Below are 15,128 nucleotides of genomic sequence, written 5' to 3' on the forward strand. Positions count from 1 at the left end.
CCTCCGTCGCAGGCACGGGAGTCGGCTTCACGAACGCGCGGACAACCGTCACGGGCGCGGGGGTTCGGTGCAGGGCACCGCGCGAGTCGGCGTCGCAGACGCGGGGGTCGTTGTCACGGACACGTGGGTCGGCGCCACGGACGTACAGGCCGGCGTCACAGCGATGTGAGTCAGTCTCACGAACGCGGCGGTCGGCGCCACAGCCGCGAGCATCGGTGTCACGAACGCGCGGGTCGGCGCCACAGACACAGGGGCCGGCGCCACAGAAGTACGCGTCGGGGCCTCAGACACAAGAGCCGGCGCCAGAAGTGCGCGTCAGCGCCGCAGACACGGGGCCGGCGCCACAGGCACGCGCTTCGTCACCCCAGACACCCGAGTCCTCCGTCACGAGCGCAGCGGCACATCGACGAGGAGCGGGCGGGTCAACGCCCCCGCGTGGGCGACCAGTTCGCGTAAGTGGGTGGCGCTCTCCGCTCGGGTCGCGTCGACGCCGAAGAAGCCCGCGGCCTGGGCGAAGTCCAGGGGGCCCAGTTCCGTGCCGGGGCAGATGCCCTGCCCGCCCATCGCGTCGTAGGTGTCCTGGAGGGTGCGGTAGGCGCCGTTGTTCATCACCACGTACAGGACCGGCGCGGCCTGGCGGGCGGCGCTCCACAACCCCTGCAGGCCGAACATCGTGCAACCGTCGCCCAGGACCGCGACCACCGGCCGCCCGGGTTCGGCGAGCGCGCGGCCGACGGCGGCGCCGATGCCCCAGCCGAGGCCGCCGCCGACCGTGTGGGTGTAGCTGCCGGGGCGGTCCAGGCGGACGAGACGGCGTAGCAGCAGGCCGACGGTGATGGCCTCTTCGACGACCACGGCGTCGGGCGGCAGCCCACGGGCCACGGCGTGGGCGGCGGCCCAGGGGGCGAGCGGGGCCTTGGAGTACGCGGCGCGGGCCGCGGACTCGGCGCGGTCGCGGTCGGCGGCGTGCCGTTCGCCCGCGCGCAGGATGCGGGCCTTGGCGGTGTGGTCGGTGACGCGGTCGCGGAGCAGTGCGGCGAGACGGTGCAGGGAGGGCGCGAGGGCGCCGACGAGTCCGGTGTCGACGGGGAAGTTGCGGCCGATCTCGTCCGGGTCGGAGTCGAGTTGTACGACGGTGAGGCCGGGCGGCAGCGCGGGGCCGGGGGTGTAGTGGTGCGGGGTGAAGGCGTGCGCGCCGGCGATCAGCACGGTGTCGTGGGCGGCGAGCGCGGTGCGGATGGCGTCGTGGCGCGGGGCCAGCATCCCGGCGTACAGGGGGTGCGTGGTCGGGAAGTTCAGGCAGTCGGCCATCGGTTGGAGGTGGACCGTCGCGCCGCATGCCTCCGCCGTGCGCACGAGCGCGCCGAGGGCGTCCTCGCGGCCCACGCCGTCGCCGGCGACGATCGCGGGGCGGGCGGCGTCGCCGAGCAGGAGGGCGGCGCGTTCGAGGCCCGGGGCCGGTCCCGGTGCGGGAGCGGGGGTGCGGGCCGGGACCTCGGTCTCGGTGGCCTCGCCGAGCAGGTCCATGGGGACGGAGAGGAACACCGGCCCGGCGGGCGGCCGTACGGCCAGCGCGAAGGCGCGGCGCAGGGCGAGTGGGAGGTCACGGGCGTGCTGGATGTCGTACGTCGCCTTCACCGCGGGGGCGGCCAGGGCGGTCAGGTCGCCGGAGAGCATCGGGTCCTGCTGGAGGTGCCGACGGTCCTGCTGGCCCGCCATGACCACGAGGGGGGTGCGGGAGCGGCGGGCGTTGAGCAGGCCGATCAGGCCATTGGCGAGGCCGGCCGCGATGTGCAGGCTCACGAACGCGGGGCGGCCGGTGCCGCGTGCGTAGCCGTCGGCCATGGAGACCACGGATCCCTCGTGGACGCCGAGGACGTACTCGGGGGCGTCCTCGGTCTCCGACAGCGCGGCCAGGAAGGGCAGTTCGGTGGTGCCGGGGTTGCCGAACACGCGGTCCACGCCCTCGCCGCGCAGGATGTCCAGCAGGGCGAGGGCGGGGCGGGATCCCATGGGGGCTCCTCGTGGGGACGGGGACCGTGCGACGGGTGTTCCCGTCAGCGTCGGTGGCCCCGCCCCGCGAGGGCAAGAACCGCGTGTCGCTCAGCGATACGTCAACGGCCGTCCGTGAACGTCTCGCCCTTCTCCGCCTTCTCCACCAGCAGCGAGGGCGGCGTGAACCGCTCCCCGTAACGCTCGGCCAGCTCACGCGCGCGTGCCACGAAACCGGGCAGCCCACCCTCGTAGCCGTTGATGTACTGGAGGATGCCGCCAGTCCACCCGGGGAAGCCGATGCCGAAGATGGAGCCGATGTTGGCGTCGGCGACGGAGGTCAGGACGCCTTCCTCCACCAGCTTGACCGTGTCGAGCGCCTCCGAGAACAGCATGCGCTCCTGCATGTCCTCGAACGGGATCTCGTGCCCCGGCTTGGTGAAGTGCTCCCGCAGGCCCGGCCACAGCCCGGCCCGCTTGCCGTCCTCGCCGTACTCGTAGAAGCCCGCCCCGCCGCTGCGGCCGGTCCGGCCGAACTCGTCCACCATGCGGTCGATGACGCCCTCGGCGGGGTGCGACGTCCAGGTGCCGCCCGCCTCTTCCACGGCCCGCTTGGACTCGTTACGGATCTTGCGCGGCAGGGTGAGCGTCAGCTCGTCCATCAGGGAGAGGACCTTGGCGGGGTAGCCCGCCTGCGCCGCCGCCTGTTCGACGGACGCGGGCTCGACGCCCTCGCCGACCATCGCCACGCCCTCGTTGATGAAGTGGCCGATGACCCGGGAGGTGAAGAAGCCGCGGGAGTCGTTCACGACGATCGGCGTCTTGTTGATCTGCCGGACCAGGTCGAAGGCGCGGGCCAGCGCCTCCTCCCCCGTCTGCTCGCCCTTGATGATCTCGACGAGCGGCATCTTGTCGACGGGCGAGAAGAAGTGCAGCCCGATGAAGTCGGCCTGGCGCTCCACGCCTTCGGCGAGGGCGGTGATCGGGAGCGTCGAGGTGTTGGAGCACAGCAGCGCGTCCGGCTCGACGATGTCCTGGATCTCCTGGAACACCTTGTGCTTGAGCTCGGGGTTCTCGAAGACGGCCTCGATCACCGCGTCGCAGCCGGCCACGTCCTGCGGGTCGGCCGTCGGCGTGATGCGGGCCAGCAGCGCGTCGGCCTTCTCCTGCGTCGTACGGCCCCGGGAGACCGCCTTGGCGCACAGCTTCTCGGAGTAGCCCTTGCCCTTGACGGCGGCTTCCAGCGCGACGTCCTTCAGGACGACCTCGATGCCGGCGCGGGCGCACGAGTAGGCGATGCCCGCGCCCATCATCCCGGCGCCGAGGACGGCGACCTTGCGGACCTTGCGCGGCTCGATGCCCTTGGGGCGGTTGGCGCCCGAGTTGACGGCCTGGAGGTCGAAGAAGAACGCCTGGATCATGTTCTTGGACGTCTGGCCCGCCGCCAGCTCCACGAAGTAGCGGGCCTCGATGGCCTGCGCGGTCTCGAAGTCGACCTGGGAGCCCTCGACGGCGGCCGCGAGGATGTTGCGCGGGGCCGGGTAGGGGGCGCCGTTCGTCTGCTTGCGCAGGTTGGCCGGGAAGGCGGGCAGGTTCGCCGCGAACTTGGGGTTGGCGGGGGTGCCGCCGGGGATCCGGTAGCCCGGCTTGTCCCAGGGCTGCTGCGACTCGGGGTTGGCCTCGATGAAGGCGCGGGCCTTGGCGAGCAGCTCCTCCTGGGTGGCGGCCACGTCATCGACCAGGCCGTTCTGCAGGGCTCGCTGCGGGTTGTACTGGGTGCCCTGGAGCAGGACCTTCAGCAGCGCGTCGGCGATGCCGAGCAGGCGGACGGTGCGGACGACACCGCCGCCGCCGGGCAGCAGGCCGAGGGTGACCTCAGGGCAGCCGATCTTGGAGCCGGGCGCGTCGAGGGCGATGCGGTGATGGCAGGCGAGCGCGATCTCGTAACCGCCGCCGAGGGCCGCGCCGTTCAGCGCGGCGACGACCGGCTTGCCGAGGATCTCGATACGGCGCAGGTTGCGCTTGATGGCCATGCCGCCGTCGAACAGGTCCTGCGCGGTCTCGGGGGTGACGCGGATCAGGTCGCGCAGGTCACCGCCGGCGAAGAAGGTCTTCTTGGCGGAGGTGATGATGACACCGCGGATGGTGTCTTTCTCCGCCTCCAGGCGGTCGACGACCACGGCGAGGGAGTCGCGGAACGCCTGGTTCATGGTGTTCGCGGACTGGTTGGGGTCGTCCAGGACGAGGGTGACGACGCCCGAACGGTCCTGCTCCCAGCGGATGGTGGTGGACTCAGTGCTCATGTGGAGATGCTCCGTGTGATCCGTCGGGAGGGGGTCAGATGCGCTCGACGATGGTGGCGATGCCCATGCCGCCGCCCACGCACAGCGTGGCGAGGCCGTACCGCTTGTCCTGGCGCTCCAGTTCGTCGACGAGCGAGCCGAGGATCATCGCGCCGGTCGCGCCGAGCGGGTGACCGAGGGCGATCGCGCCGCCGTTGACGTTGACCTTGTCCAGGGACAGGCCCATGTCCCGCACGAAGCGCAGGACGACCGCCGCGAACGCCTCGTTGATCTCGACGAGGTCGATGTCGTCGATGGTCAGCCCGGCCTTGGCGAGTGCCTTGCGGGTGGCGGGGGCGGGGCCGGTGAGCATGATCGTGGGCTCGGAGCCGGAGACGGCCGCGGAGATGATCCGCGCGCGCGGGGTGAGTCCGTGGCGCTCGCCGATCTCCTTGTTGCCGATCGCGACCAGCGAGGCGCCGTCGACGATGCCGGAGGAGTTGCCCGCGTGGTGGACGTGGTCGATCTTCTCGACCCAGTGGTACTTCTGGAGCGCGACGGCGTCGAAGCCGCCCAGGTCGCCGATGTCCGCGAAGGACGGCTTCAGCTTGGCCAGGGAGTCGGCGCTGGTGCCGGGGCGCATGTGCTCGTCGTGGTCGAGGACGACAAGGCCTGAGCGGTCCTTCACCGGGACTACGGAGCGATCGAAGCGGCCCTCCTTCCAGGCCGTCGCCGCCCGCTCCTGCGAGAGCGCCGCGTACTCGTCGACGTCGCGGCGCGAGAAGCCCTCGATCGTGGCGATCAGGTCGGCGCCGATGCCCTGCGGCACGAAGTTGACGGAGAGGTTGGTCATCGGGTCGTTGAACCAGGCGCCGCCGTCCGAGGCCATCGGGACGCGGGACATGGACTCGACACCGCCCGCGAGGACGAGGTCCTCGAAGCCCGAACGGACCTTGGCGGCGGCCATGTTCACGGCCTCCAGGCCCGACGCGCAGAAGCGGTTCTCCTGCACGCCCGCGACCGTGTCCGGCAGTCCGGCGGCGATGGCGGCGATGCGCGCGATGTCGGAGCCCTGGTCGCCGACCGGTCCGACGACGCCGAGGACGATGTCGTCGATGGCGGCCGGGTCGAGGTTCGGGAAGCGGCCCTGGATCTCGTGGATGAGTCCGACGACCAGGTCGATGGGCTTGGTGCCGTGCAGGGCGCCGTTCGCCTTGCCGCGGCCACGCGGGGTGCGGATCGCGTCGTACACGTACGCTTCGGTGCTCACAAGCAAGCCTTTCAGTGAGGGTTAGCCCAGCAGGGAACGGCCGATGATCTCCTTCATGATCTCGGTCGTCCCGCCGTAGATGGTCTGGATGCGGCCGTCGGTGAAGGCACGGGCGACCGGGTATTCGCTCATGTAGCCGTAGCCGCCGTGCAGCTGCAGACAGCGGTCGGCGACCCGCTTCTGGAGCTCGGTCGCCCACCACTTGGCCATCGACGCGTGGACGGCGTCCAGCTCCCCGTTCGCGTGATCCGCTATGCAGCGGTCGAGGAACGTGCGGGTGACGGCGCACTCGGTGGCCATCTCGGCCACTTCGAAGCGGATGTGCTGCTTGGTCGCCAGCGGCCGGCCGAAGGCCTCGCGCTCCTTGACGTACTCGGTGGTGATCTCCAGCAGGTGTTCGGCGGCGGCGATCGCGGAGACGGCGATGCTCAGGCGCTCCTGCGCGAGGTTCGTCATCAGGTGCACGAAGGCGCCGTTGAGCGTGCCCAGGAGGTTCTCCTTGGGCACGCGTACGTCGTGGAAGAACAACTCGGCCGTGTCCTGCGCCTTCTGGCCGATCTTGTCGAGGTTGCGGCCCCGCTCGAAGCCGTCCATGCCGCGCTCGACGACGAGCAGGGACAGGCCGTGGGCGCCGCCCTCGGGGGTCGTCTTCGCGACGACGATCACCAGGTCGGCGAGGATGCCGTTGGAGATGAACGTCTTGGAGCCGTTCAGCACCCAGTGGTCGCCGCGGTCCTCCGCGTGGGTGCGGATGCCCTGGAGGTCGGAGCCCGCGCCGGGCTCGGTCATGGCGATGGCCGTGATCAGGGTGCCGTCGCAGAAGCCGGGCAGCCAGCGGCGCTTCTGCTCGTCGGTGGCGAGGCCGGTCAGATACGGGCCGATGATGTCGTTGTGCAGGCCGAGGGCGAGTCCGGGCGCGCCCGCGCGCGTGAACTCCTCGGCGAGGACGGCGCTGTAGCGGAAGTCGACGGTGCCGCCGCCTCCGTACTCCTCGGGCGCGGCGAAGCCGAGCAGGCCCTGCCTGCCTGCCGCGCGCCAGGCGTCGCGGGAGACGATGCCGTCCTTCTCCCACTGCTCGTAGTACGGCAGCACCTCCTTGGCCAGGAAGCTGCGCACGGTCTCGCGGAACGCGTCGTGCTCGGGGGCGAAGATCTGGCGCTTCATGGGAGGTCCTTCGTTGCGGGGCCGTTCGTTTCAGGGCCGTTCGCTTCAGGGCCCTTCATTGCCGGGCCGTCCGAGTCGGTGCCCTTCAGGAGGTCGGGTACGTCCCAGTCGCGGGCCACCTCCGCCGTGTCGGCGCCCGGTTGCGCGGGGCCGGTGCGTACGGCGGTGGGGGTGGCCGAGAAGCGGGGCGCGGGGGCGGGCTGGGTGATGCCGCCGTGGTCGGTGAAGGTGCCGCGGGCGGCGAGGTGCGGGTGGTGCGGGGCCTCGCGCAGGGACAGGACGGGGGCCACACAGGCGTCGGTGCCCTCGAAGACGGCCGTCCACTCGTCCCGCGTACGGGACTTGAAGCGGGCGGCGACGGCCTCGCGCAGCTCGCCCCAGCGGGACCAGTCCTTGCGGGCGGAGGCGAACTCCGTGATGCCGAGGAGCCCCAGGAACTCGTCGTAGAACTGCGGCTCCAGCGCACCTACCGCCATGTACTTCCCGTCGGCCGTCTCATAGGTGCCGTAGTACGGGCAGCCGCCGTCCAGCAGGTTGGCGCCGCGCCGGTCCTGCCAGCCGCCGGCGGCGAGCATGCCGTGGATCATCGCGGCGAGGTGGGAGGTGCCGTCGACGATGGCGGCGTCGACGACCTGGCCGGTGCCGGTCGCGCGCGCGTGGTGGAGCGCGGCGAGGACGCCGACGACGAGGTAGAGGGAGCCGCCCGCGTAGTCGCCGACGAGGTTGGCGGGGACGGCCGGTGGCTCGTCGGGGCTGCCGATCATGCCGAGGGTGCCGGTGAGCGCGATGTACGCGATGTCGTGACCGGCGCGGTCGGCGAGCGGCCCCTCCTGGCCCCAGCCGGTCATCCGGCCGTAGACCAGCCCGGGGTTGCGGGCGTGGCAGGCCTCCGGGCCGACGCCGAGGCGCTCGGCGACGCCGGGGCGGTTGCCCTCGATGAGGATGTCGGCGTGAGCGGCCAGGTCGAGGACGCGGGCCGCGCCGTCGGGAGACTTCAGGTCGATGATCACCGAGCGCTTGTTGCGGTTGGTGATGTCGTACGCGGTGTTGATCGCGAGCCCCGTGCCGCCGGGCCGGTCCACGCGCACGACGTCGGCCCCCAGGTCGGCGAGGAGCATGGCCGCGAACGGGCCGGGCCCGATCCCGGCCAGTTCGACCACGCGCACGCCGGTGAGCGGGCCGTGCCCGGGCGTCGTTGCCGTTGTCATCCAGCCCCCATTGGCGTGACACAACTGATGTAACACCAGTGATGCTATGAACGTGCCCCGACAGGCACAAGGCCTGAGCGAGCAAGCGCTTAGCCAATTTACCGACCGGTCAGCGTCCGTCCAGCTCCGCCGTCAGTCGCTTCGGCGCTATCACCCGGTGGCTCTCCTCCACCCAGTCGCACAGCAGCTCCGCCGCCGGGGCGCCCTTCTGCTCCAGCGGGATGCTCACCCAGCCCGACTTGCCCAGGCCGTATCCGGCGGGCTCGGCGCCCGGGCAGGTCAGGGCGTGGGCGTGCGCCGACTCGTCCTTGAGCTTCACGGTGATGCCCAGCGGATAGCTGCCGTCGTCCACGCCGAGGAAGACGAACACCTTCTTGTTGACCTTCGCGACCGTCTCGCCCCACGGGCTGTATCGATATGCGGCTCCGCCGCGCGGCCTCGGTGGCACCCGGCAGCCCGAGCGCGAACTCGCGCACTTTCTCCCACTTCTTCAGGGCATTCCTGGGCACGGCCACCGCACTACCTCCGGGCTCGTCGTCGGGCTCCGCACACCTCACGCTAGCCTCGGCCACCGACAACGGCGCGTGGTGCGGAACCGAGGGGTGTCATGAGCAGGCTGAGCAGGACGGATCGTCCGTACGACATCGTGCTCTTCGGAGCCACGGGCTTCGTCGGAGCGCTCACCGCGGAGTACCTCGCCGCGCACGCGCCCGAGGGGCTGCGCTGGGCGATCGCCGGGCGCAGCGGCCAGAAGCTGGAGTTGCTGCGCGCGTCGCTGCCCGGCGGCGGTGAGGGGATCGGGTTGCTGGAGGCTGACGTCGCCGATCCGGCCTCGATGCGTCGTCTCGCCGAGCACGCGCGCGTGGTGGCCACGACGGTGGGCCCCTATGTGAAGTACGGCGAGGATCTCGTCGCCGCCTGCGCGGACACCGGTGCCGACTATCTCGACCTGTCCGGTGAGCCGGAGTTCGTGGACCGGACGTACGTCCTGCACGACGCACGCGCGCGTGAGACGGGCGCACGGCTGGTGCACGCCTGCGGCTTCGACTCCGTCCCGCACGACCTGGGTGCGTACTTCACGGTCCAGCAGCTGCCGGAGGACGTCCCGCTCACGGTGGACGGGTTCGTGACCGCAGACGCCACCTTCTCGGGCGGTACCTTCGCGTCGGCGCTCAACCAGTTCTCGCGTGGGCGGCAGATGCTGGCCGCCGCACGTGACCGGGCCCGGCACGAGCCCCGGTTGATGGGGCGCCGGGCGCTGGCGCCGACGGGCACGCCCCGGTTCGCCAAGGAGGTCGGCGCCTGGGCGGTGCCGCTGCCGACGATCGACCCGCAGATCGTCAAGCGCTCCGCGAGGGCCCTGGAGCGCTACGGCCCCGACTTCCGCTACCGCCACTACGCCGCCGTACGGCATCTGCCCGTCGCGGTCGGCGGGGTCGCGGCGATGGGCGCGCTCTTCACGGCCGCTCAACTGCCGCCCGCCCGGCACTGGTTGTCCGACCGGCTCAAGCCCGGCGAGGGGCCGGGCCCCGAGAAGCGCGCGAAGAGCTGGTTCTCGGTCCGCTTCGTCGGCGAGGGCGGTGGACGGCGGGTGTTCACCGAGGTCGCGGGCGGTGACCCCGGCTACGGCGAGACGGCGAAGATGTTCGCCGAGTCGGCACTGTCCCTCGCCTTCGACGACCTGCCCCCTACGGCCGGGCAGGTCACGACGGCGGTCGCGATGGGAGACGCGCTGATCGAGCGACTGCGCCGAGCGGGGCTCACCTTCCGGGTGGCCGCGACCCGCTGAACCGATCCTGCGGAGCCCCGCTCCGGCCGCTGCCGGAGCGGCCGCCGCGCCCCGTCCGCTGCTAGAGCGGCCACCCGGCGATGGTGTAGATCATCCCGACGATCCAGCCCAGCCCGGCCAGGGTGGCCAGAACGAGCGCGGCCGTCACGGCGCGCTCGATGGGGCGGTCGGGGTCGGCGAGGGGCTTCGGGGAGCGGTGCGTCGTCATGCGGCCCAGCCTGCCGGGCAGCGTGACGTACTCACATCCGTACGGGTACTCAGTCCGGGTACTCAGATCACGCACGCCTCAACGAGCCGCCTCACGGAGCCGCTTCCCGCAGCGCACTCCGGCACAGCGCGTCCGCCCTGCGCGTGGTCTCCGGAAGCCGGTACTCGGGGCTCAGCGCGAGCGTGTGCGCGCAGGCGTTGTCGAGGGTCACCCGGTGACCGACCGAGACGAAGACCGGCTTGACCGCGTCCCGGGTCCGCAGGGCGCGGCCGACCTCCTCGTCGTCCGCCAGCAGCGGGGCGGAGGAGCCGCGCGGTGCGTCCGGGTCGTCGTAGGTGAAGGTGAACGGGTTCTTGGCGACGCCGATCGTGGGCAGGCCGGTGAGGACGCCGAGGTGGCTCGCGAGGCCGAAGCGGCGGGGGTGGGCGAGGCCGTAGCCGTCGCACACGACCAGTCCGGGCGGGCAGGGCAGGGCGTCGAGCGCGGCCAGGACCGTGGGGATCTCCCGGAAGGCGAGCAGGCCGGGGACGTACCGGAAGGAGACCGGGCCGACCGCCGTGGCCTCGGCGACGACGTCCAGGGTCGCCGCGTCGAGGACGACCGCCGCGGCGGCGACGACATCGCGCTCGTCATCGTAGGCCACGTCCACTCCGGTCACGTGACCGGTTCCGGGCGGTGGCCCCGGCTCGTCGAGCACCACCCGTTCCCGCAGCTCGTCCTGAACGGCGCGGGCCTCTTCCTCGGTCGCGGGCCAGCCCGCGGGAATCTGTACGGTCGTCATGGTGGGCACGAGCGTACGGGGACAAAGCCGGCCGCCGGGGGGCCAGGGGTAGGCTGGTGATCATGTTCGTGCTGGAGCTGACCTACACCGCCCCGATCGAGGCCGTCGACGCCGTACTGGAGGCGCATGTGGCGTGGCTCGACGAGCAGTACGAGCAGGGGGTGTTCCTCGCGTCCGGGCGCAAGAACCCCCGTGACGGCGGAGTGATCATCGCCGTCGCGGAGACCCGGGCCCGGATCGAGGAGATCGCCGCGACCGATCCGTTCGTCGGCGCCGGCGTTTGCGCGTACCGCATCACCGAGTTCGCCGCCACGAAGACGGCGCCGGAGCTCACGCGGCACCGCGAGACACCTGCCTGACCGTCACTTGCCGCCCAGCGCCTGCTTGAGCTGGGTCTTGTTCATGTCCGAACGCCCGTGGATGTTGCGCCGCTTGGCCTCCTCGTACAGCTGGTCGTACGTGGGGCCCTGGGATCCCTTGCCCGACCGCTGACCGCCGCGCTTGCCGGACGACATGTCCTGGGTGGACGTACGGCTCGCGGTCTTCGACTCACCGGAGCGGGCGCGCTCCTTGTTGACCGTCCGCGCGGCGATCTCCTCGGCCCGCTCGGCGCTCTCGCCCCGGTCCTGGGCGCTCTCCTTGATGTGCTCGTACTGGCGTTCCCGCTTGGGGCTCGAACCGCGTGGCATGGGGGGTCACTCCTCTCGGCCGGCGCCCGAGTACCCACATTCGGCTCAGCGCTCCAGCCGCGCGACCCGGCCCTTCTCCCCCGCGGCCCAGCAGCCCAGGTCCGGCGTGCAGTCCACGGTGTCGTACGAGCCGGTGTCGACGGTCCGCCAGGTGCGGCCGGCGTCGGTCGTGAGGTCGGTGCCGGTGGGGCCGACCGCGAGGGCGGCGGTGCGGCTGTGCGGGAGCCAGGCGACTCCGGAGCGGTAGGCGGTCACCGGTGTCGCGGCGGGCTGCCAGGTGGTGCCCGCCTCGCCGGTACGGGCGGCTGCCTGCGGTGAGGCCTGGTCGGGGCGGTAGTCGCCGCCGACCGCGAGGCCGTGTGTGCGGTCGCGGAAGGCGAGGGCGAAGACGCCCCGGGCCGGGTCGCCGGCCGGGATCGGCGTGTCGGCCACGGTCCACGTCAGCCCTCGGTCGGCAGAGTGCAGCACGCGCGCGCGTGCCGCTCCGCCGGTGGCCAGCCAGACGTCCTTCGGCCCGGAGCGGACCAGGCACTGCCCGCTGGCCGCGAAGCCTGCCTCGCCCTCCAGCGCGGCGGGCATCCCGTCGCTGGGCAGCACCTTCCAAGAGCGGCCGCCGTCGCTCGTCGACAGGATGCGGAACCTGCCGTCGACCGGGTCGCTCATCGCCAGTCCGTGCCGTCGGTCGAAGAACGTCATGCAGTCGTAGAAGGCCCGCGCGTCGGTGTTGCGGAAGGACTCGGTCCAGGTCGCGCCGCCGTCGTCCGTGCGGTACACCCGGGACGCCTCGCCCTCCCCGATGGCCAGCACCACGGCACGCCGCGCGTCGAACGCCTCGACGTCCCGGAACTGCAGCTCGGCGGCGCCGGGCGGTGAGACGTTGCGCCAGGTCGCCCCGCCGTCGGTGGTGCGCAGGACCGTGCCCGCGGTTCCGGCCAGCCAGGCGGTGTTCCGGCTGACCGCGGAGAGCCCCCGGAACCGCACCTCGGGCGTGCCGCTGTCCTTGAGCTCCCAGTGCGGCGCCCGGCGCTCCGCCTCGTGCGCCTGCGCGGGTACGGCCGTCAGCGCGGCCAGCGCCGCCCCGCACGCCACCCCCGCGGCCACTGTCCGAAACGTATACCCCGACCGTCGCGTGCTCCCCGAACGCCTCATGGCGGGCGAAGCTAGCCCACCGCCGCGGTGCCGTCCAGACGGCCACGACGACCACAGGAAAAACAGGAGGAGACAGGAGGAGACTGGGGGAGCCAGGCGACCGCATGCGACTTTCCGGTCGCGGGAGGGCGAACGCCCCACTCCCGTGCATGAAGGCGGTGACGGAGGTCACTCGCCATTCGTGTGCACGGATTGGCTGATTCCGTCGTCTCTACCAGTGCCCGGTCTCATCCGCCCGGACGTTCGTCCAGCCGTCACAAGGGAGCAAGGCGTTGTCCACCGTCATCGAGCAGCCCGTAGAGGCCCGCCTGGTCGCCGCCGCGCCGCGGATGCCGAGCATTCCCGCGACCCTTCACTACGACCGGCGCGACCCGTTCGCCGTCCGCATGACCTTCCCGGCCCCCGCCACCCTGGAAGGCGTGGAGGTGTGCTGGACCTTCAGCCGCGAGCTGCTCCTGGCCGGCCTGGAGGAGCCCCAGGGGCACGGCGACGTCCGGGTGCGGCCGTACGGCTTCGACCGTACGGTCCTGGAGTTCCACGCCCCCGAGGGCACCGCGGTCGTGCACATCCGCACCGGCGAGGCCCGCCGCTTCCTGCAGTCCACGAGCGAGCTGGTGCCCCTCGGCCTGGAGCACCTCCAGCTCGACCTGGACCGCGACCTGGCGGAGCTGATGCGGGACGCCTGCTGAGGCATTCCGCCGGGCCCCCTTTAATTACGTTGACACCCTCATAGCCCCCTCCTACCGTGTAACACGGTCCTGTTGCCGTCGATTGGAGAAGGACGTTGCTCGTCTGAGGTCCTGAGACACCGCGTCACACACCTGAGGTGTGTGCGCAGCGTGCGACCTCGGCGTTCGAGCCGTCCTCCGGACACAGGGCTTTTCTCATGCCCTCCCGAGGCCTCCCCGTGGTCGCCGGTGTCTCGAAACGCGTTTGCCCTTGATCGCTTCGAGCATCCGCGGAGGCCCGTATGTCTACTTCCATCACCTGTACGTCCCTCTCCTTCACCTGGCCCGACGGCTCCCCCGTCTTCGAGGGCCTCGACGTCGCGTTCGGTCCCGGCAGGACCGGCCTCGTCGGCGTCAACGGGTCGGGAAAGTCAACCCTGTTGAAGCTCATCGCCGGTGAGCTCACCCCGGCCGACGGCACCGCACGCGTCGTCGGCGAGGTCGGCTATCTCCCGCAGAACGTCACGCTCGACACCGGCCTGAAGGTCGACGAGGCCCTCGGCATCGCCGCACAGCGGGCCGCGCTGCACGCCATCGAGGCGGGCGACGTGGCCGAGGAGCACTTCGAGACCGTCGGCGACGACTGGGACGTGGAGGAGCGAGCCCTCGCCACCCTCGGCGAACTGGGGCTCGGCCACGTCGAGTTGGACCGGACGATCGGCGAGGTCTCCGGCGGCGAGTCGGTGCTGCTACGGCTGGCCGCCCTGCTGCTGCGCAGGCCCGACGTCCTCCTGCTGGACGAGCCCACCAACAACCTCGACCTGTACGCACGCCGGCGGCTGTACGCGGCCGTCGAGTCCTGGCCGGGGGTGATGGTCGTGGTCAGCCACGACCGTGAACTCCTCGACCTGGTCGACCAGATCGCCGATCTGCGCTCCGGGGAGATCACCTGGTACGGCGGCAACTACTCGGCGTACGAGGAGGTGCTCGCCACCGAGCAGGAGGCGGCCGAGCGCATGGTCCGCGTCGCCGAGGCCGACCTGAAGAAGCAGAAGCGGGAACTGGTCGACGCCCAGGTCAAGTTGGCCCGCCGCAAACGCTACGGCCAGAAGATGTGGGACCAGAAACGCGAGCCGAAGATCGTCATGGGTGCGCGCAAGCGCGCGGCACAGGAGTCCGCGGGCAAGCACCGGATCATGCACGAGGAGAAGCTCGCCGAGGCCAAGGACCGGCTCGACGACGCGGTGGAGGCCGTACGGGACGACGACGAGATCCGCGTCGACCTGCCGTACACGGCCGTACCGCCGGGCCGGAGCGTGCTCACACTGCGCGAGCTGGAGCTGGCGTACGGCGCGCGCGTGGCCGGTGGCTTCGATCTGCACGGTCCGGAGCGGATCGCGCTGATCGGGCGTAACGGCTCGGGCAAGACGACGCTGCTGCGGACGATCGCCGGCGAGCTGGCGCCGGTGGCGGGCGAGGTGACGGCGCATGTGCCGCTCCGCTTCCTGCCGCAGCGGCTGGACGTCCTCGACGGCGAGCTGTCGGTCGCCGAGAACGTGGCCCGGTTCGCGCCGGACGCCACCAACAACCGGATCCGGGCGCGGCTGGCCCGCTTCCTGTTCCGGGGCGCCCGTGCCGACCAGAGGGCGGAGACGCTGTCGGGCGGCGAACGCTTCCGGGCGGCGCTGGCCGCACTCATGCTGGCGGAGCCCGCACCCCAGTTGCTGATGCTGGACGAACCGACGAACAACCTGGACATGGCGAGCGTGCGGCAGCTCACCTCGGCCCTGGAGTCGTACGAGGGGGCGCTGATCGTGGCCAGCCACGACCTGCCGTTCCTGGAGTCGATCGGCATCACACGCTGGCTGATGATGGAGGACGGAGAATTGAAGGAAATCACGCCAGAAGCTGTCGGGTATCCCGCCTAG

Annotated in this window: 13 protein-coding genes and 1 pseudogene; 4 read left to right on the forward strand and 10 right to left on the reverse strand. The window is 71.6% G+C overall.

Annotated features, from left to right (window positions below; all coding sequences use genetic code 11):
- Positions 1–384 precede the first annotated feature (384 nt).
- From BLU79_RS36055 to BLU79_RS36080, 6 genes and pseudogenes are all read right to left on the reverse strand, one after another.
- Positions 385–2,013 carry a thiamine pyrophosphate-binding protein gene (locus tag BLU79_RS36055; protein ID WP_093910210.1) on the reverse strand — a complete coding sequence of 543 codons (1,629 nt, stop codon included), beginning with the start codon at positions 2,011–2,013 and terminating at the stop codon, positions 385–387.
- 101 nt (positions 2,014–2,114) lie between these two features.
- A complete protein-coding gene (locus BLU79_RS36060; RefSeq protein WP_093910211.1) occupies positions 2,115–4,295 on the reverse strand; it encodes a 3-hydroxyacyl-CoA dehydrogenase NAD-binding domain-containing protein in 2,181 nt (726 codons plus the stop codon).
- Positions 4,296–4,329: 34 nt separating this feature from the next.
- Positions 4,330–5,544 (reverse strand): acetyl-CoA C-acetyltransferase, encoded by a 1,215-nt coding sequence (locus BLU79_RS36065; RefSeq protein ID WP_093910212.1) that lies wholly within the window; start codon positions 5,542–5,544, stop codon positions 4,330–4,332.
- Positions 5,545–5,565: 21 nt separating this feature from the next.
- Complete coding sequence (locus BLU79_RS36070) at positions 5,566–6,708, reverse strand: acyl-CoA dehydrogenase family protein (protein WP_093910213.1); 1,143 nt, start codon at positions 6,706–6,708, stop codon at positions 5,566–5,568.
- Positions 6,705–7,916 (reverse strand): CaiB/BaiF CoA transferase family protein, encoded by a 1,212-nt coding sequence (locus BLU79_RS36075; protein ID WP_256333587.1) that lies wholly within the window; start codon positions 7,914–7,916, stop codon positions 6,705–6,707. The genes BLU79_RS36070 and BLU79_RS36075 overlap by 4 nt, the downstream gene beginning before the upstream one ends.
- A 109-nt stretch (positions 7,917–8,025) precedes the next feature.
- Positions 8,026–8,431, reverse strand: a pseudogene (locus BLU79_RS36080) (MmcQ/YjbR family DNA-binding protein).
- 92 nt (positions 8,432–8,523) lie between these two features.
- Between BLU79_RS36080 and BLU79_RS36085 the strand changes: the two are divergent.
- A complete protein-coding gene (locus BLU79_RS36085) occupies positions 8,524–9,705 on the forward strand; it encodes a saccharopine dehydrogenase family protein (RefSeq protein WP_093910214.1) in 1,182 nt (393 codons plus the stop codon).
- 61 nt (positions 9,706–9,766) lie between these two features.
- Here the strand turns inward: BLU79_RS36085 and mmpA are convergent, their stop codons facing one another.
- On the reverse strand, positions 9,767–9,913 hold the full coding sequence (gene mmpA, locus BLU79_RS36090) for a morphogenic membrane protein MmpA (protein WP_177001315.1): 147 nt from the start codon (positions 9,911–9,913) through the stop codon (positions 9,767–9,769).
- A gap of 91 nt (positions 9,914–10,004) precedes the next feature.
- Positions 10,005–10,694, reverse strand: coding sequence for an endonuclease V (locus BLU79_RS36095; RefSeq protein ID WP_093910215.1), 690 nt, complete (start codon positions 10,692–10,694; stop codon positions 10,005–10,007).
- Positions 10,695–10,756: 62 nt separating this feature from the next.
- Here BLU79_RS36095 and BLU79_RS36100 point away from each other — a divergent pair, with 62 nt between their 5' ends.
- Complete coding sequence (locus BLU79_RS36100; RefSeq protein WP_093910320.1) at positions 10,757–11,053, forward strand: YciI family protein; 297 nt, start codon at positions 10,757–10,759, stop codon at positions 11,051–11,053.
- A 3-nt stretch (positions 11,054–11,056) separates the two neighbouring features.
- Here the strand turns inward: BLU79_RS36100 and BLU79_RS36105 are convergent, their stop codons facing one another.
- Both BLU79_RS36105 and BLU79_RS36110 read right to left on the reverse strand, forming a co-directional pair.
- Positions 11,057–11,383: a plasmid stabilization protein gene (locus BLU79_RS36105; protein WP_093910216.1), complete on the reverse strand. Its 327-nt coding sequence runs from the start codon at positions 11,381–11,383 to the stop codon at positions 11,057–11,059.
- A 45-nt stretch (positions 11,384–11,428) separates the two neighbouring features.
- Complete coding sequence (locus tag BLU79_RS36110) at positions 11,429–12,532, reverse strand: WD40/YVTN/BNR-like repeat-containing protein (protein WP_093910217.1); 1,104 nt, start codon at positions 12,530–12,532, stop codon at positions 11,429–11,431.
- 272 nt (positions 12,533–12,804) lie between these two features.
- Here BLU79_RS36110 and BLU79_RS36115 point away from each other — a divergent pair, with 272 nt between their 5' ends.
- Both BLU79_RS36115 and BLU79_RS36120 read left to right on the forward strand, forming a co-directional pair.
- A complete protein-coding gene (locus BLU79_RS36115; RefSeq protein ID WP_093910218.1) occupies positions 12,805–13,221 on the forward strand; it encodes a spore wall synthesis regulator SsgD in 417 nt (138 codons plus the stop codon).
- A 281-nt stretch (positions 13,222–13,502) separates the two neighbouring features.
- Positions 13,503–15,128: an ABC-F family ATP-binding cassette domain-containing protein gene (locus BLU79_RS36120; protein ID WP_093910219.1), complete on the forward strand. Its 1,626-nt coding sequence runs from the start codon at positions 13,503–13,505 to the stop codon at positions 15,126–15,128.

Origin of the sequence: Streptomyces sp. cf386, from assembly GCF_900103585.1 — a bacterium.
In the GTDB taxonomy this organism is placed as follows: Bacteria; Actinomycetota; Actinomycetes; order Streptomycetales; family Streptomycetaceae; genus Streptomyces.